General features: G+C 30.9%; 17 protein-coding genes and 1 tRNA gene. 10 read left to right on the top strand and 8 right to left on the bottom strand.

The window, feature by feature from the left end; all coding sequences use genetic code 11:
* The first annotated feature begins 112 nt into the window (after positions 1–112).
* From KQA_RS0203920 to KQA_RS0203900, 5 genes are all read left to right on the top strand, one after another.
* On the top strand, positions 113–649 hold the full coding sequence (locus KQA_RS0203920; RefSeq protein ID WP_010178318.1) for an AAA family ATPase: 537 nt from the start codon (positions 113–115) through the stop codon (positions 647–649).
* Positions 646–2,544 carry a RecQ family ATP-dependent DNA helicase gene (locus KQA_RS0203915; RefSeq protein ID WP_010178316.1) on the top strand — a complete coding sequence of 633 codons (1,899 nt, stop codon included), beginning with the start codon at positions 646–648 and terminating at the stop codon, positions 2,542–2,544. Before KQA_RS0203920 ends, KQA_RS0203915 begins: the two co-directional genes overlap by 4 nt.
* Positions 2,541–3,485 (top strand): methionyl-tRNA formyltransferase, encoded by a 945-nt coding sequence (gene fmt, locus KQA_RS0203910; RefSeq protein ID WP_010178314.1) that lies wholly within the window; start codon positions 2,541–2,543, stop codon positions 3,483–3,485. Before KQA_RS0203915 ends, fmt begins: the two co-directional genes overlap by 4 nt.
* A 184-nt stretch (positions 3,486–3,669) precedes the next feature.
* Complete coding sequence (locus KQA_RS0203905) at positions 3,670–3,942, top strand: HU family DNA-binding protein (RefSeq protein ID WP_010178312.1); 273 nt, start codon at positions 3,670–3,672, stop codon at positions 3,940–3,942.
* 270 nt (positions 3,943–4,212) lie between these two features.
* Positions 4,213–4,770 carry a YqgE/AlgH family protein gene (locus KQA_RS0203900; protein ID WP_010178310.1) on the top strand — a complete coding sequence of 186 codons (558 nt, stop codon included), beginning with the start codon at positions 4,213–4,215 and terminating at the stop codon, positions 4,768–4,770.
* A 1-nt stretch (position 4,771) separates the two neighbouring features.
* Here KQA_RS0203900 and KQA_RS0203895 read toward each other — a convergent pair whose 3' ends face one another.
* Positions 4,772–5,632: an aminotransferase class IV gene (locus tag KQA_RS0203895; RefSeq protein ID WP_010178303.1), complete on the bottom strand. Its 861-nt coding sequence runs from the start codon at positions 5,630–5,632 to the stop codon at positions 4,772–4,774.
* Positions 5,633–5,687: 55 nt separating this feature from the next.
* A complete protein-coding gene (locus KQA_RS0203890) occupies positions 5,688–6,074 on the bottom strand; it encodes an START-like domain-containing protein (protein ID WP_010178301.1) in 387 nt (128 codons plus the stop codon).
* Between the two features lie 164 nt (positions 6,075–6,238).
* On the opposite strand from KQA_RS0203890, the gene KQA_RS0203885 reads away from it, so the two are divergent.
* Positions 6,239–6,312 (top strand) — tRNA-Met (locus KQA_RS0203885).
* A 233-nt stretch (positions 6,313–6,545) separates the two neighbouring features.
* Here the strand turns inward: KQA_RS0203885 and KQA_RS0203880 are convergent.
* Positions 6,546–7,556 (bottom strand): helix-turn-helix domain-containing protein, encoded by a 1,011-nt coding sequence (locus KQA_RS0203880; protein ID WP_010178295.1) that lies wholly within the window; start codon positions 7,554–7,556, stop codon positions 6,546–6,548.
* 216 nt (positions 7,557–7,772) lie between these two features.
* Between KQA_RS0203880 and tssD the strand changes: the two genes are divergently transcribed.
* The 4 genes from tssD to KQA_RS20170 all read left to right on the top strand — a co-directional run bounded on the left by tssD (position 7,773) and on the right by KQA_RS20170 (position 9,651).
* Positions 7,773–8,495, top strand: coding sequence for a type VI secretion system tube protein TssD (tssD, locus tag KQA_RS0203875; RefSeq protein ID WP_010178293.1), 723 nt, complete (start codon positions 7,773–7,775; stop codon positions 8,493–8,495).
* 2 nt (positions 8,496–8,497) lie between these two features.
* Complete coding sequence (locus KQA_RS0203870) at positions 8,498–8,743, top strand: hypothetical protein (protein ID WP_010178291.1); 246 nt, start codon at positions 8,498–8,500, stop codon at positions 8,741–8,743.
* A 169-nt stretch (positions 8,744–8,912) separates the two neighbouring features.
* Positions 8,913–9,293 (top strand): hypothetical protein, encoded by a 381-nt coding sequence (locus tag KQA_RS0203865; RefSeq protein ID WP_157366581.1) that lies wholly within the window; start codon positions 8,913–8,915, stop codon positions 9,291–9,293.
* A 181-nt stretch (positions 9,294–9,474) separates the two neighbouring features.
* Positions 9,475–9,651, top strand: coding sequence for a hypothetical protein (locus KQA_RS20170; RefSeq protein ID WP_010178287.1), 177 nt, complete (start codon positions 9,475–9,477; stop codon positions 9,649–9,651).
* Here KQA_RS20170 and KQA_RS18480 read toward each other — a convergent pair.
* From KQA_RS18480 to KQA_RS0203835, 5 genes are all read right to left on the bottom strand, one after another.
* The gene (locus KQA_RS18480; protein WP_010178286.1) at positions 9,617–10,204 is read right to left on the bottom strand and encodes a biliverdin-producing heme oxygenase; all 588 of its coding nucleotides are present in this window, start codon (positions 10,202–10,204) and stop codon (positions 9,617–9,619) included. The genes KQA_RS20170 and KQA_RS18480 overlap by 35 nt on opposite strands.
* Before the next feature lies 1 nt (position 10,205).
* Positions 10,206–10,616, bottom strand: coding sequence for a response regulator (locus KQA_RS0203850; protein ID WP_010178284.1), 411 nt, complete (start codon positions 10,614–10,616; stop codon positions 10,206–10,208).
* Positions 10,606–12,807 (bottom strand): ATP-binding protein, encoded by a 2,202-nt coding sequence (locus KQA_RS0203845; RefSeq protein WP_010178283.1) that lies wholly within the window; start codon positions 12,805–12,807, stop codon positions 10,606–10,608. Before KQA_RS0203845 ends, KQA_RS0203850 begins: the two co-directional genes overlap by 11 nt.
* Before the next feature lie 2 nt (positions 12,808–12,809).
* Positions 12,810–13,805 (bottom strand): sensor histidine kinase, encoded by a 996-nt coding sequence (locus tag KQA_RS18475; protein WP_050858520.1) that lies wholly within the window; start codon positions 13,803–13,805, stop codon positions 12,810–12,812.
* A 96-nt stretch (positions 13,806–13,901) separates the two neighbouring features.
* Complete coding sequence (locus KQA_RS0203835) at positions 13,902–14,318, bottom strand: hypothetical protein (protein WP_029209447.1); 417 nt, start codon at positions 14,316–14,318, stop codon at positions 13,902–13,904.
* Positions 14,319–14,462: the final 144 nt, after the last annotated feature.

Here is a 14,462-nt window from a genome sequence, read left to right as displayed (position 1 = left end):
TTAGTAATCAAATTATAGTAGTATTTTATTTGATAGTAGCTTATCTTTTAGGATCAAAAGAAGAGAAGGTTTTTATTTGATAAAAATTATACTGAAATTAGCTAAAAAACACGTGAAAACTAAAAGAATTGTATTGTCTGGAGGACCAAGTTCAGGAAAAACTACTTTAATTAATGAATTAGAAAGACTTGGTAAGCATTGTTTTCACGAGGTTTCTAGGGATTTAATTCGCGAAGCACAGAAAAAGGGAATAGCCCAACCTTTTTTAACACAACCAGAAGCATTTAATACCGCTATTTTACAAAGTAGGCTAGTGCAATTTAAAGAAGCCGATCAAGTAACTGAACCTTATAGTTTTTATGATCGAGGTATGCTTGATGTAGTGGCTTACATGGAGTATGCTAATCAACCCATTCCAGAATCGTTTTTATTGGAATGTAAAGCAGCTATTTATGATGAAGTTTTTTTACTTCCACCATGGAGTGAAATTCATATACAGGATAAGGAACGATATGAAACATTTGAACAAGCAAAGACTGTTTTTGAGCATATAAAAAACACCTATTTAAGTTATGGGTATGCAATTATTGAAGTGCCATTTGGGACTGTTACCGATCGTGTTTTGTTCATTTTAAACCATTGTAAATGAAAACCCCCGAAGCTATATTAAAAACGTATTGGGGCTATGATGGTTTTAGGTCTAGGCAACGTGAAATTATACAGTCCGTTCTTGATAAGAAAGATACATTAGTTCTTATGCCAACGGGAGGAGGCAAGTCAATTTGTTATCAAGTACCCGCTTTGATTAACAATGGAATTTGTTTGGTAATTTCTCCATTGGTCGCTTTAATGGAAGATCAAGTAGCACAATTAAAAGAAAAAGGAATAAAGGCAATGATGCTACCTAGTGGCACTTCTTTTTCTGAATTAGATAGATTGCTTACTAATTGTATACACGGAAATTATAAGTTTTTATATGTGTCACCAGAGCGCTTACAACAGGAATTAGTAAAGGAACGTATTCAAAAAATGAATGTTTCATTATTAGCTGTTGATGAAGCCCATTGTATTTCACAGTGGGGTCATGATTTTAGACCTTCTTATTTATTGTTAAATAAACTGCGTGAATTGTTACCTAATATTCCCTTAGTAGCACTTACTGCTACAGCCACTAAACAGGTACAGGGTGATATTGTTACGCAATTGAATTTTAGCGATCATCAATTAGTTAAAACGTCCTATAAAAGGACTAATTTGAGTTATGGTATTTATAAAACACAGGATAAAAAATACCTGTTATTACAAATAGTGAATAAACAAAAAGGGGCGACAATAATATATGTTCCGCGACGGAATTCGACAAAAAAAATAGCCGATTACCTTACAGACCATAATATAAAATGTGTAACCTATCACGGAGGATTGCATTCAAAAATAAAACAATCAAATTTTAAAGCTTGGATGCAAAATGAGGTTCAAGTAATGGTAGCGACAAATGCTTTTGGAATGGGAATTGATAAATCCGATGTGCGTACAGTGGTTCATATGCATATTCCGCAAAGTATCGAAAGTTATTTTCAGGAGGCCGGTAGGGCAGGGCGTGATGGGAAACCAGCATATGCACTATTGTTACAAACAGGGAATGCTGTTCAAAAATTAAAAAATCAATACCATTCTCAAACTCCAGATATTGATTTTATAAAATACACTTATCGGAAATTATCAAGTTATTTACAAATTAGTTATGGCGAAGGTGAGGATCACCCCTATTATATTGAGTTTTCTAAATTTTGTGAGCGTTATCAATTATCAAAATCAAAAGTATATGCTACGTTTAAAATTTTGGATAAAAACGGAATTTTAAGTTTTACAGAAGTATTTAAGGAAACTACACTATTACAAATACAAGTTTCCATTCATGTTTTAAATAATTTTATTGATCAGCATCCTGGCTATGAACCTATTTTGAGTCAGTTAGGACGAAGTTACCCAGGAATATATGTAGATCGTATACAAATTGATTTAGAGAAAATTTCGCAAACACTTAAAATATCTCAGCATGCTTTAATTGAAAAATTGCAAAAACTTGCTGCACAGGAAATTATTTATTTTCATAATGAAGCTTATGATAGTCAATTGGTGTATTTACAGCCCCGAGAAGATGAAATAGCCATTAATGGTATTTCTAAGTATATAAAGGTTCATTTAGAAAATAAATTTCGAAAAATAAAAGAAGTTATCAATTATGTAGAAAATAACGAAGTATGTAAGTCCATACAATTATTAAAATATTTTGATGAAGACTCCACTCATTGTGGCATATGTTCTGTTTGTATTAAAAAGAAAGATAAGTCAGTTATTAGTGATGCAACTATAAAACAAGAAATAAAAAAAATATTAGCTCATGAAGCTAAAGATTCTCGTACAATTTTAGCCGATTTGAAATATGCCGAAGTTGACCTTATTCGTATCTTGCAAAGCTTAATGGAAGAAGGCATTATAAGCATTCAGTCAGATAATACATATAAATTAATACAAGCATGAAAAAACTAAAAATAGTTTTTATGGGAACTCCTGATTTTGCAGTAGCTACCCTAAAAAGTTTAGTTGAAAATGAATATAATGTGGTAGGTGTAATTACAGCACCAGATAGACCAGCAGGGAGAGGACAAAAATTACGTGCCTCGGCAGTAAAAACTTATGCCGACTCGGTGAATTTACCGATACTTCAGCCTACAAATTTAAAGGCGGAATCTTTTTTAGAAGCATTGAAAGCTTTAGAGGCAGATTTACAGATTATTGTAGCATTTAGAATGTTACCAAAAGTAGTTTGGGCAATGCCAAGGCTTGGGACATTTAATTTACATGCTTCATTATTACCAGAGTATAGGGGAGCAGCACCTATAAACTGGGCAGTGATTAATGGAGAAACAGTAACCGGAAATACCACTTTTTTTATTGATGAAAAAATAGATACGGGAAATGTAATTTTACAACAACAAATTCCTATATCGAATACCGATAATGCGGGAGCATTACATGATCGTTTAATGCTACGAGGAGCACAGTTGGTATTACAAACGGTTGACTTAATAGAAAAAGGAGAAGTACAGACTACTGCTCAACCAGAAAAAGAACCTAAAACAGCTTATAAATTAACTAAAGAAAATACCAAAATAGATTGGTCATTAGATGGAAAGATTATTTATAATTTGGTAAGAGGCTTAAGTCCATATCCATCAGCTTGGTGTTATTTAAACGATAAGAATAAAAAGCAACAGGTAAAGATTTTAAATGTTTCTTTTGAAAAAGAGCTGCATAATGAAACTGTTGGAGCATTAAAAATAGTCGATAAAAAGATATGTATTTTCGTTAAAGATGGTTGTATTTATGTTAATAAAATGCAGCTTCCGGGTAAAAAAGCAATGGAAGTTAAGGATTTATTGAATGGCTATTCTTTTGATGAAGATGCCTATTTAATGTAAAAAGACCGATTTCAAACGTTTTAATACCGTTTTAATGACTAGTTTTATTAACAATCGCTATGTTTTATTAACAAAAAGCCCTAAAACGTAGGCTACCACTTGCATGAGAGCAAAAAGCATATAATTTTGTGTGTGTATAATCAAAGAAACGATTAAACACTATACTAATTTTAAATCAGTAATTATGAATAAAACAGAATTAATTGAAAGCATGGCTGAAAGCGCAGGTATAACTAAGGCTGCTGCAAAAGTTGCTCTTGAAACTTTTTTAGGTGATGTTGAAAAAACTTTAAAACAAGGAGATCGTGTATCACTTGTAGGATTCGGATCATGGTCAGTTTCTGAAAGAGCTGCAAGAGATGGAAGAAATCCTCAAACTGGAAAAACTATAAAAATTGCTGCTAAAAATGTAGTTAAGTTTAAAGCAGGTTCTGAATTATCTGCTTCAGTAAACTAATAAATATTTTTTTTCAATTACAAGAGGAGCTTTTTATAGGCTCCTCTTTGTATTTTTAAGTTTTTGGAACACTATTTATATATATTAGTTCATTTTTATTAACGTGAATTTAGTATTTGTTTAAATGTAAATCGTTAATTATTAATCATATGCTAATTTTTTAAGGGTTTGAGTGTGATTATTTCAATAAAAATTGCTTTGTATTGAATTTTAATTTAAATTTATGTAATTCAAAACTAATTTTTAGACAATAAACAAAACTACCACAAAATGCTATTAACTAAACCAAAAACAGGCAGTATACTTGTTGCAGAACCTTCAATTATAGGTGATGTATCATTTCAACGCTCTGTTGTTTTAATTGCTGACCATAGCGGCAATGGTTCAATAGGTTTTATAATGAATAAGCCACTAACGTATACGTTAGCTGACGTTATCCCCAATATAACTAATGAATTCAGAATTTTTAATGGAGGTCCTGTTGAACAGGACAGTTTGTATTTTATTCATAAAATACCTCACCTAATACCTAATAGTGTCGAAATTTGTTCAAATATATTTTGGGGTGGCGATTTTAATGTAGTAGCAGATTTAATTATAAAAGGAGAAATAACACCAGAGGATATTAAATTCTTTTTAGGGTATTCAGGTTGGTCTTCGGATCAATTAAACGAAGAGATGAACTCAAATTTATGGGTTGCCGTAAATTCAGATTTATGTAATATGATTTCCAAACCTACACAGGATTTTTGGAGGGAATACATGCTTGATTTAGGAGGGGAGTATTTGCTGTGGGCAAATTCACCAGATAATCCTTCGGATAATTAAATTATTTCTTTAATCGAATATCCGTATTCAATAAATTCAATATTTTTTTAGTTACATCAGTTGAAAAATATTTTTTACGATATTTTGAAATTGATGTAATTCCACTTATAACATTAGTAACAAATAGTTCATCAGCTTTTTGAAGTTCAAAGGCTGATATAGATGATTCTGTTAGGGTTATTTCCTTATTTTCTTTAAGAATTCGAAGTAATTGCTTTTTTAAAACACCACTTATACAACCATCAGCTGTGGGTGGAGTTTTAACAGTGTTTCCTTTTATCAAGAAAATATTTCCGTTACTTGCTTCAATAACCTTTTTTTCTGTATTTAAAAGAAGTACATTTGCAAAACCATTTTCTTTAGCAAAAATTCCAGATAAAACATTCAATATTCTATTGTTCGTTTTTAAAGTTGATAGTAAATCATTCGCTACTAAATGATCTTTATACAATTCAACTTCATAAGGGGTTGTTTTTATATCATTTAGGGTGTAAAAGGCTTGACTAATTTTTGCAATACTAATAAAAAAACCAACACTGTTTTTTTGAGGGGTATATAATCCATCACTGTCTCTAAAAACACTCAATTTAACACGTATGCTTTGGTTTTTTGGTATACCGTGACTTGCTACAGTGTCTAGTATTTGTTTTTCAAGGTATTCTAATGTAAACTCCATAGGAATGCGCATTCGTAAAATTCGCATTGAAGCCATTAAACGGAAATAATGATCTTCCCAAAATAAAATGGTATTTCCATTTACACGAATAGTTTCAAATACAGCATCACCATAAGCAAAACCTCTGTTAAATACACTTAGGTTAGCTTGAGTATTTGATACTATTTCTCCATTAAAATTAATCATAAAAAAAGTCCCTTAAAATAAGGGACAAATATACAGTTATAAAAAGTTATTTTTTCTATACAGACCCAATAACATGCTTTAAATTTCCAATGGTATTTTCCCATAACATTTTATTTTCTTCCAATTCGTCATCATCAGAAAAATCAGTTACCATTAGGGAAACATCCTTAGTAATTTCATCAACCTGAATTCGAATTTCAAAGAAATAATCTTCATCTTCGTCATCTAGCCATTGAAAACGGACCTTTTCGTTATTTTTTTTAGAAAGTAATTTAGCTTGTTCTTCACTGTCATCCCATATAAAGGTATATAACTCACCACGTGAATTTACATTATCAGCAAACCATTCCGATAGGCCAGAAGGTGATGATATATAGTTATATAGCATTTGGGGTGACGCATGTATAATGAATTCTAATTCGTATTTAATTTTACTAGACATAATCAATTGTAATGTTAGGCAGACAATATATAGATTAATTATTGTCCATACAAAAATCAATATAAAAAAATTAATACAATTTGTTTTTGGAGAATTGATATAACTTACTATATTTGCACCCGCTAAAGGGCTAGGCGTTATGTTTAGTGTTAGCAGACAAAAACGGCGAGGTAGCTCAGTTGGTTAGAGCGTCGGATTCATAACCCGGAGGTCACGAGTTCAAATCTCGTTCTCGCTACAAAACAAACCCCTTGAAATTCAAGGGGTTTTGTGTTTTTGATGTTTTTTGTAAGTGACCTCATTCAAAAGTGGTTGAACTGTTTTTTAATGTATGAATTGTATAAAAAAACGAGATACGCGATTTTTTTCAATCACTTTATATATCTAACGGAGATAAAAAACCCTTCAATCAGCACAATGGTGTTAATGAAGGGTTCAAACCAACTAATAAATAAAACTAACTAATATATTTTATGCCGATACGGCTACTCTTCGCTTATTCAAATATTCATTTGGGCTACACCCATATTTTTGACGAAATATTTTAGAAAAATAACTACGACTGCTAAAACCTATGGTATATACTATTTGAGATACATTTAAATCTGTTTCGCAAATTAAGCGTTCTGATTCTTCTACACGCAAATTTTTAATGTAGTCTGTTACTGTTCTATTGTATAGTAATTTAAAGCCTTCTTGTAATTTTGAAGCAGAAATTCCAGTTTCATCCATTAACATTTCTATACTGTATTGATCTGCAACATTGTTTTTTATACGTTCCCCAATTTTTTTAATGATCACTAGTTCTCTACGAGTTAAGGAACTCGAATGTACTGCTTTGTTGGCAAGGTCTTCTTTGTGGTGTTTAATTTCCATGCCTAATATTAATTGGACTGTACCATCTAGTAAAAGCTTTCTAACAATACCTGTTTCAGTAATATTTTTTAAGGCACTTATTTGTTCGGAAATTTTCAAGTTTATTGATCCAAAATAGGCAAATTTATTATTCTCCATTTTATTAGTAAATAAAGAATGTATCGTAGCAATCATCGGCGAAGGTTTGGTATCACCTTGATTACAAACAGATATTATAATAAAATTTGTTTTTGAATTTGCTCTAAACCTCAAAACGGTTTTTTGTGTTTTGTGGGCTACAATTGCCGTTTGAAATTCATTAATGGTATTATACACATTTGACTCACCAAAAGCATGATCTATTTGACCATTTTCGCAATATAAAAAGTTGATTGCGTTGTATCCTTTAGGTGGTATTTCAAGACTGAATTCTCTTTTAACCTCTAAATCAAACTCAAAGTAGAATTTATTTTTTCTAACTTCTACAGCTTTTACGGTTCCTTTTGCAATTAAGTTATTAATATTCATAATTTGCTCCCCGTAAACTTGTTCAAAACGACCTTGAAGTTGCTCTTCTAATAATGTGAAATATGTTTTAACCTCAGTATATTTTATTGCGTTTTCCATGGTATATTGTTTTTTTGAGTTTTTTTTGTTTTGTGTTTACAAAGTTACAGGAGTAGTCCTTGTATTTTGTTACACGATTTTTGGAAAACGTTATACAGTTTTTAGAAAATAGATATTGATTTTTTATATTTCTATAAGAATAATACTACTAAATCAACATTCTTATTAATCTATCTATAGTATACATTTGACTTAAAATCAGATAGAACCAACTAAATGATAAATGCATACCTATATTTGGACAATAAAAAGTACAGACTACTTCATTTATTTTTCAATTTTAATCAAAGCCTTGGAGTCAATAATAAACCATGTAGTATTCCAAGAGGTGGCCAACTAGAAGTAACTATTCCTAGCACTGACAAAGACTTAAGTATGCTAGATTGGACTATACATAGCTCGATGCAAAAAAGTGGCCGTATTGAAATTATGGCTAGAGATGGTGCTAGCATTGGTTTTAAAATGGAATTTGCAAATGCTTACGCCACTTCGGCAACCTATATTTATGGGTCACAATCGTCAGAACCTATGAATTATACTATAACCATAACCGCTGGTATTCTTCGCATAAATGGAAATAATGACACCATACATAAACAAACTTGGGATGATGGTACCGCTTTTGAAGAACAACCAGCACCAATAGTTAGAGAAACTCAAGGGCTTAAAGTTATTGACTGTTATTATACCGATTTAGAAGGAAATGAAGTTGCAGAACCTCAAATTGGCGATGAAGTTTATGTGGTATTACATACAGAAAACGGTGTGGGCGAAACCACAGATATTAATTTGTCCAATCAAGCTAAAGATTTTATGTATAATGGAACCTTTTTAGAAGATGATATTATAAGAGGCTATATAATTAATAGTGATAAGGATAAAATAAGACTCCAAGTTGTAGCGCAGCAAGAAGGACAACCCGAAACAATTGAAAGTTAATTATGGCAAATACAACAATTAAACCAAGGAACACACTAAACATACAATACAAAAGAGTAAATACTGCTTATATTGACAAAAAGGTATCTACAGAGGTTAATAGCTCCGAAACTTTAGAGTATACTTTTGGGAGTGATGGTAATAATACCAGTACCGAAGCAGGAAAAAAGAAAATAGCCACTATTATTTTTAATAAAGAAACTAAAAATGGACATTTAAACAAAAAAAAAGCGTTCCTCTGTAGATAAAATAATAAGCGTACTTATCAAAAATGAATATAACAAAGGGGAAGTTATAAAAATCCCATTATTAAAAGAAAAGGTCACTTTTGAAAAAATAGATTCGGCAAACCTAGGCGATGAAATATATGTGGTTATTAAAACCGAAAATTTACTCGATAAAGAAATTAAAATAAACTTGAAGCAAGCCAAAGCAGATGGTATTGAAGAATTAAATAAAGCAATTTCGGTACAACAAAACGACAAGCAAGTAAAGTGTATTGTAGCTACCGTTGGGGAGTTTGGATGTGATAGCGAAACTATTGAAAACAAAGATGATTTTAAAAACTGGGCTATAGCCAAACTAACCCTTGAACCAAAAGATGCTAATAAGAAAGAAGAATATTTAGAGTATTTGACAGAATGTAAGGAAACAAAACTATACCTAGTTATTGATGCAGAGAGTAAGGATAAGAATTGGAAAGAAGTACTCTATGATGAAGTTTTTGACGCCACACCTAATGTATGGTTAAAAGAAGAAGGAAAACAGTTTGGGTTAAGGAATAATACGATTTACTAACAAAAATTTCGCATATATGCTGTTTCTTTTTCACTATTCTGGCGTTAAAAAAAGCAATCGTAACTAAGGCTATGCTTGATTTTTTTGCCTTAGACTAACAAAAAATAATTCAGCATATTTATACGAAATTATTATCAGCAAATCGTATAAGAAAAGTTTATGGAGACAACCATTAGACAATATGGAACTAAGAGGGTGGTATTCTGATAGTCAGTGGACTCCTATTAAGAGTGATTACAAAGGTAGGTCTGGAGGAAAACATGATGGATTGGATCTTTATGCACCAGTAGGAACTAATGTTTACGGATGTGTTCAGCTTAATTTTATAACTTATTTTGTGATGATATATAATTATTAATAAAAATTGTGAAAGTTTCTTCGGCAGCATAAGTAGCCATTGCAGTTTCTTCTTTGCTAAAAGAAGTGGATTCTATGTAAGTGCAAAAGCTTTTCCATTTTGAAATTACATCTTTGGGATGATCATTAAAAAAATAATGCTCTGTTATAAAATTAAGCTGAACACATTCTTGTAAATTCTTTTTAATCAATAACCCACCAAGCATCGAGCCTTCAATTACATAAAGTGCTCCTAAAATACTGGGTAATGTTGCAGGCAATTGTATGGGAGTAATTTGTGGTAGATCAGATTCACAAATGCCGTAGTTTTCTTTTAAATCTTGTTTTAATTTTGAAGACTTAAGCTTACCTGCATATGTACATATTGGATTTGGTAATAGGGCTTTATTTTTAATTACAAAGATTTCCACAGCACTATAAATTTTAAAATGTTGTAAAAGCAATTGTTTGTATTCTTCTTTGGTAATAGTGTGATCAATAATTTTACTAGCTAAAGAGAGTGTTTCTGCTTTATCGTGTATTGGTTTGGTGGCTGCTCTAAGTTCTTGTAACATATTATTTATTAAAATTAACCCAATAGTTAACTATAGTTGGCAATTTTTCTTTGAGGTCTAAAAAATCCTTTGGTTTTTCAATAAAACTATTTCCTCCTAGATTATAAGTTTCTTCAATTTCTTCGGGCCTATCCGATGAGCTAAGCATAATCACTGGAATAGTTTTTATCTTTTTTTTATTTCTAAAATAATCTAATACTTCCAGTCCATTCATTTTAGGTAGTTTAATATCTAGTAAAATACATTTGGGGGGATGGTCTTCAAAATCTTGAGACTCAAAAAATTGAATAGCTGATTCTCCATCTTGAATGTATTTGACTTCGCATTGTTCGATTTGTTTTTTAAAAATACGATTCATTAATTCGATGTCGGTACTATTGTCCTCAATAGATAAGATATACTTAGTCTTCATTAGTTGTATTTAAAGTAAAATAAAAAGTAGCACCTTTATCGGGTTCGCTTTCCGCCCAAATTTTGCCGTTGTGTTTTTCAATTATTCTGTGTGAGACTGCTAAACCAATACCACTGCCTTCATAATCATCATTGACCAAACGACTAAAAATACCAAATAATTTTTTATGATGTTTTTGGTCAAATCCAATACCGTTATCTTTAACAAAAAAGGTGTCGTTTACATAACTTATTTCAATAGTTGGATTGGATACTCTTGACGAATATTTAATGGCATTACCAATCAAATTTGTGAGTAACTGAAAAATTATGGATCGGTCTCCAAAAATTTTTGGTAATTGAGATGCATTTATATTAGGATAATTATCGGTTTGTTTTACATGTAAGTAGTTGAGTACCTCTTTGACCAGCTGATTCATATCAAATTCAGTAATGCTAGTATTTTTTTTCCCTAATCCAGAAAAAGATAAAATATCATCTATCAACAAATTCATTTTACCAGTTGAACTAATAATAGTTTCTACAGCTTGTTTACCATAATCATCAAGTGTAGCATAATAATCTTCTTTTATAATTTGGGCATATCCGTCGATACCTCTTAACGGAGAACGTAAATCATGAGAAATACTATAACTAAAGGACTCTAATTCCTTATAAGCTATTTTAAGTTTTTGATTGAGTTCGGTAATTTCGTCATATTTCTGAATAATAATTTCAGAGATATTTTCTTTTAAAGCTTTTACTGCCGCAATTTCATAATCTTTCCATGAATCACTGTGACCGCTACGTTGTTGCGACCATTTTTCGAATGACTTTCTAGGTGAAATCCTAGCATTGGATTCCTGAACAATAGATTTTTCAGGATTTCCTGCCCAATTAACACTTTGCAATACTTCTGGTTTAAACCATAATAAAGCATCTTTTCTAGTTTTAGAAATGAATATGCCTAGTACCCCAGAAGCGATATCGCTTATAGTAGCAAATTTATTGAAATCACCTTCTAAATTTGAAGTTCTAAAAACTCTAGAATCTTCGGAGTTAAAAAAAGCTTCTATTAGCGCTTTAATATCTTGATCATTTGGTGTAATTCCAACCGTAGTTATTTTGTTATTGATACAAATGGCAGCTCCATGCGCCTCGGTAATATTTAGAATAGTATACTTACCACCAGAAAGACCTGCATGGATATCCCAATTTTGACTCATTTGTTCAATAAGTACAGAGCGTACATTGGTTGAGGTGTTTACTTTTTTTAATAAAGAGTTGGCAGCTCGTAATCCTAATTGACTAGAAAAAACCTGCGTTATAAATTTACAAGATAATCGCTGAAAATGATTGATAAACTTTGGGCTATAGTTATGACAAGCAATTAATCCCCATAATTCATCTTGAAAAATTATGGCCGCTGTTAAGGTAGCATTTACCTTCATATTTTCTAGATACTCGATGTGAATTGGAGAAACCGAACGTGTTTCACTCCTAGATAAATCCAGAACAGTAGCATTTCCCATACTTCTAATCGGTACGGGTTTTGAACTTACATTTTCAATAATTCGGACTCCTTGCTTTAAAAATAATTTACGTGCTTGCTGCGGAATATCGGTTGCAGGGTAGTGCAATCCTAGCCAGCTTTCTAATTCATCTTCTTTACGTTCTGCAATGACTTGACCATTCCATTGCGCATCAAATTTATAGATCATTACCCGATCGTACTCATAAAAATTTTTAATTAATTCCGCTGCTTTATCACACATTGAAAATTCATCTTCCACAGCATTGAGTTCGCTCATGGCAAGCGTTAAATTTTCTTGATACTTAAATATATCGGTAGTTATCACTTTTTGCTCAAGTTCTAATAGTAATTGTGAACCGCTGAGGTGATAAATCAGTGTATACTCCTTAGTATCAATAGTTGTAGTTAGTTGGGATGATTTTTCGCTAGAAATATCACTGGTAATTTTGTTGAGTGTAGTTTCATTAATAAAATCAGCAATAGTTAAATCACTGATAGCTTTATTAGAGTTTGGAAGGATATCTAAGATATTTTCGCTTATAAAATTGATGGTATACACATCTTTATCCAAAGCCATTAAGTATCCAAAATCTTGTTCATGACCAATTAGATAAATGGGCTCTTTATCGCAGTTAGTTAAGTTTATTTCTTTTGGATATAATGAAGATGGATTGTCCATACTTAAGCGTTTTTAGGTAAATATAAATAAAACGAAGTGCCTTGATTGGGGTGACTACTTACATCAATTAATCCCTGATGAATTTTAATTACCTTTTCGGCTATTGCTAGGCCAATGCCAGTACCTTTAGATTCAGAAAAGTTATGAAGCCTTTGAAAGACTTTAAAAATTTTAGGAGCAAATTGTTGATCAAAACCAATACCATTATCATTAATTGATATTTTATGATAATCTTTACTAGACAAGCAAATTTTATTGTTAATATGTAATGTGTCTTCTAAAAAAGATTCGTTTTCAATACTAATAATTAAATCCTTATTGGGTTTTCTGTATTTTATGGCATTGCTTAAAAGATTATTAAACAATTGTTTTAAAAGGTGGTATTCCCCATTAACAAAGGGAAGATTTTTTACTTCGACTTTAGCATGTGCATCCTCAATTTGTTGATCTAAATCATCAATGGTATCATTAATTATAGTAGTAAGATCCAGTTCCACAAATTTGTGTTCATTAGCGTCTAATGAAGCATAATGCAAAATACTTTTAATAAGTTGTTGCATTTTATTTGATGTGTCGGCAATTTTACTGAGGTAATTTTTATTTTTTTCTTCAGAATTTTCGCTGTTTATTCTTGATATAAACATCTGAATTTTTCTTAGAGGTTCCTGCAGGTCATGACTTACCACTTGGTTAAAAGAAGCCAATTCTTCATTTGATTTTATTAATTCAGAGTTTTTACTTTTTAGCAAAAATGCATTATTGGTGATCTCAGTAATATCTTTTATAACACCTAATAAAATAGGTCCTGTTTTAGAAGGTGAAAAACCAGCTCTTAATGAAAAATAAGTTGTGGTTTTTAATTTGTTGATTACTATAAAATTAAAATTTTCAATTTCATTAGTTAATTTTTCTTTATCAGTATCGTTTAATAAGCTAAAAACACCCAAGTTATTGTATTGCTCAGCAGTAACTTGAAATTGATCAAAGAATGCTATCATATTTTTTGAAAATTGCCAAGAGTTTTTTTTCAGATTCCATCTAAAACTACCTGTTTTTGATATGGATTCGGAATCATTTAATATGGTGTTATTGTATTAAACATCTTTTAATACTTGCTTTAATTTGGTTTCAGCGCTTTTAAGTCTTGTAATTTCTTTAGAACTTAATAAAATATATTCGTTGTACTTAATGGCTTTATTTTCAAACCGTACCTTATTTTTACAAAAGTCTATTCTGCGTTCAAAGTTTATTTCAAAATCTGCTTTATTCATGCACGAATTGAAAATTTCGAACATTCCGTTTTGAAAAATTACGGGAAATACTTCGGAGAGTTTTTTGTGTAAAATTAAATCAATTTCTAAGTGAATATATTTTTTGAAATTTTCAGATAAAAAATATAATTTGTAATCTGTAATTCGCCCTTCGGTATACACTGGCTTAAAGAATGAAATCATTCCTTCAGAATATTTTAATACCTCATTCAGAAAACTATGGTTGTTAAAGTCTAACATAAATTGTTTGAACTATTTTTTACTAACAATTTGTTGTAATTGTGTGAAAGGTTTAATTGCAATATAACTCATAATTGATTTAAGAATTAACCCAATTGGTTATTCTTAAAATCATAAATAATACCAAATAGAAAGTGTATTGAT

It is taken from the genome of Aquimarina agarilytica ZC1 (assembly GCF_000255455.1).
Classification (GTDB): Bacteria; Bacteroidota; Bacteroidia; order Flavobacteriales; family Flavobacteriaceae; genus Aquimarina; species Aquimarina agarilytica.
Note: the sequence above shows the minus strand (reverse complement) of the source record. Positions and strands in the feature narration are given on the sequence as shown.

Coding starts and splice junctions, on each gene's coding strand:
- KQA_RS0203915 (WP_010178316.1), top strand. CDS start 646: ATGAAAACCCCCGAAGCTATATTAAAAACGTATTGGGGCTATGATGGT.
- fmt (WP_010178314.1), top strand. CDS start 2,541: ATGAAAAAACTAAAAATAGTTTTTATGGGAACTCCTGATTTTGCAGTA.
- KQA_RS0203905 (WP_010178312.1), top strand. CDS start 3,670: ATGAATAAAACAGAATTAATTGAAAGCATGGCTGAAAGCGCAGGTATA.
- KQA_RS0203900 (WP_010178310.1), top strand. CDS start 4,213: ATGCTATTAACTAAACCAAAAACAGGCAGTATACTTGTTGCAGAACCT.
- KQA_RS0203895 (WP_010178303.1), bottom strand. CDS start 5,632: ATGATTAATTTTAATGGAGAAATAGTATCAAATACTCAAGCTAACCTA.
- KQA_RS0203890 (WP_010178301.1), bottom strand. CDS start 6,074: ATGTCTAGTAAAATTAAATACGAATTAGAATTCATTATACATGCGTCA.
- KQA_RS0203880 (WP_010178295.1), bottom strand. CDS start 7,556: ATGGAAAACGCAATAAAATATACTGAGGTTAAAACATATTTCACATTA.
- tssD (WP_010178293.1), top strand. CDS start 7,773: ATGATAAATGCATACCTATATTTGGACAATAAAAAGTACAGACTACTT.
- KQA_RS0203870 (WP_010178291.1), top strand. CDS start 8,498: ATGGCAAATACAACAATTAAACCAAGGAACACACTAAACATACAATAC.
- KQA_RS20170 (WP_010178287.1), top strand. CDS start 9,475: ATGGAACTAAGAGGGTGGTATTCTGATAGTCAGTGGACTCCTATTAAG.
- KQA_RS18480 (WP_010178286.1), bottom strand. CDS start 10,204: ATGTTACAAGAACTTAGAGCAGCCACCAAACCAATACACGATAAAGCA.
- KQA_RS0203850 (WP_010178284.1), bottom strand. CDS start 10,616: ATGAAGACTAAGTATATCTTATCTATTGAGGACAATAGTACCGACATC.
- KQA_RS0203845 (WP_010178283.1), bottom strand. CDS start 12,807: ATGGACAATCCATCTTCATTATATCCAAAAGAAATAAACTTAACTAAC.
- KQA_RS18475 (WP_050858520.1), bottom strand. CDS start 13,805: ATGATAGCATTCTTTGATCAATTTCAAGTTACTGCTGAGCAATACAAT.
- KQA_RS0203835 (WP_029209447.1), bottom strand. CDS start 14,318: ATGTTAGACTTTAACAACCATAGTTTTCTGAATGAGGTATTAAAATAT.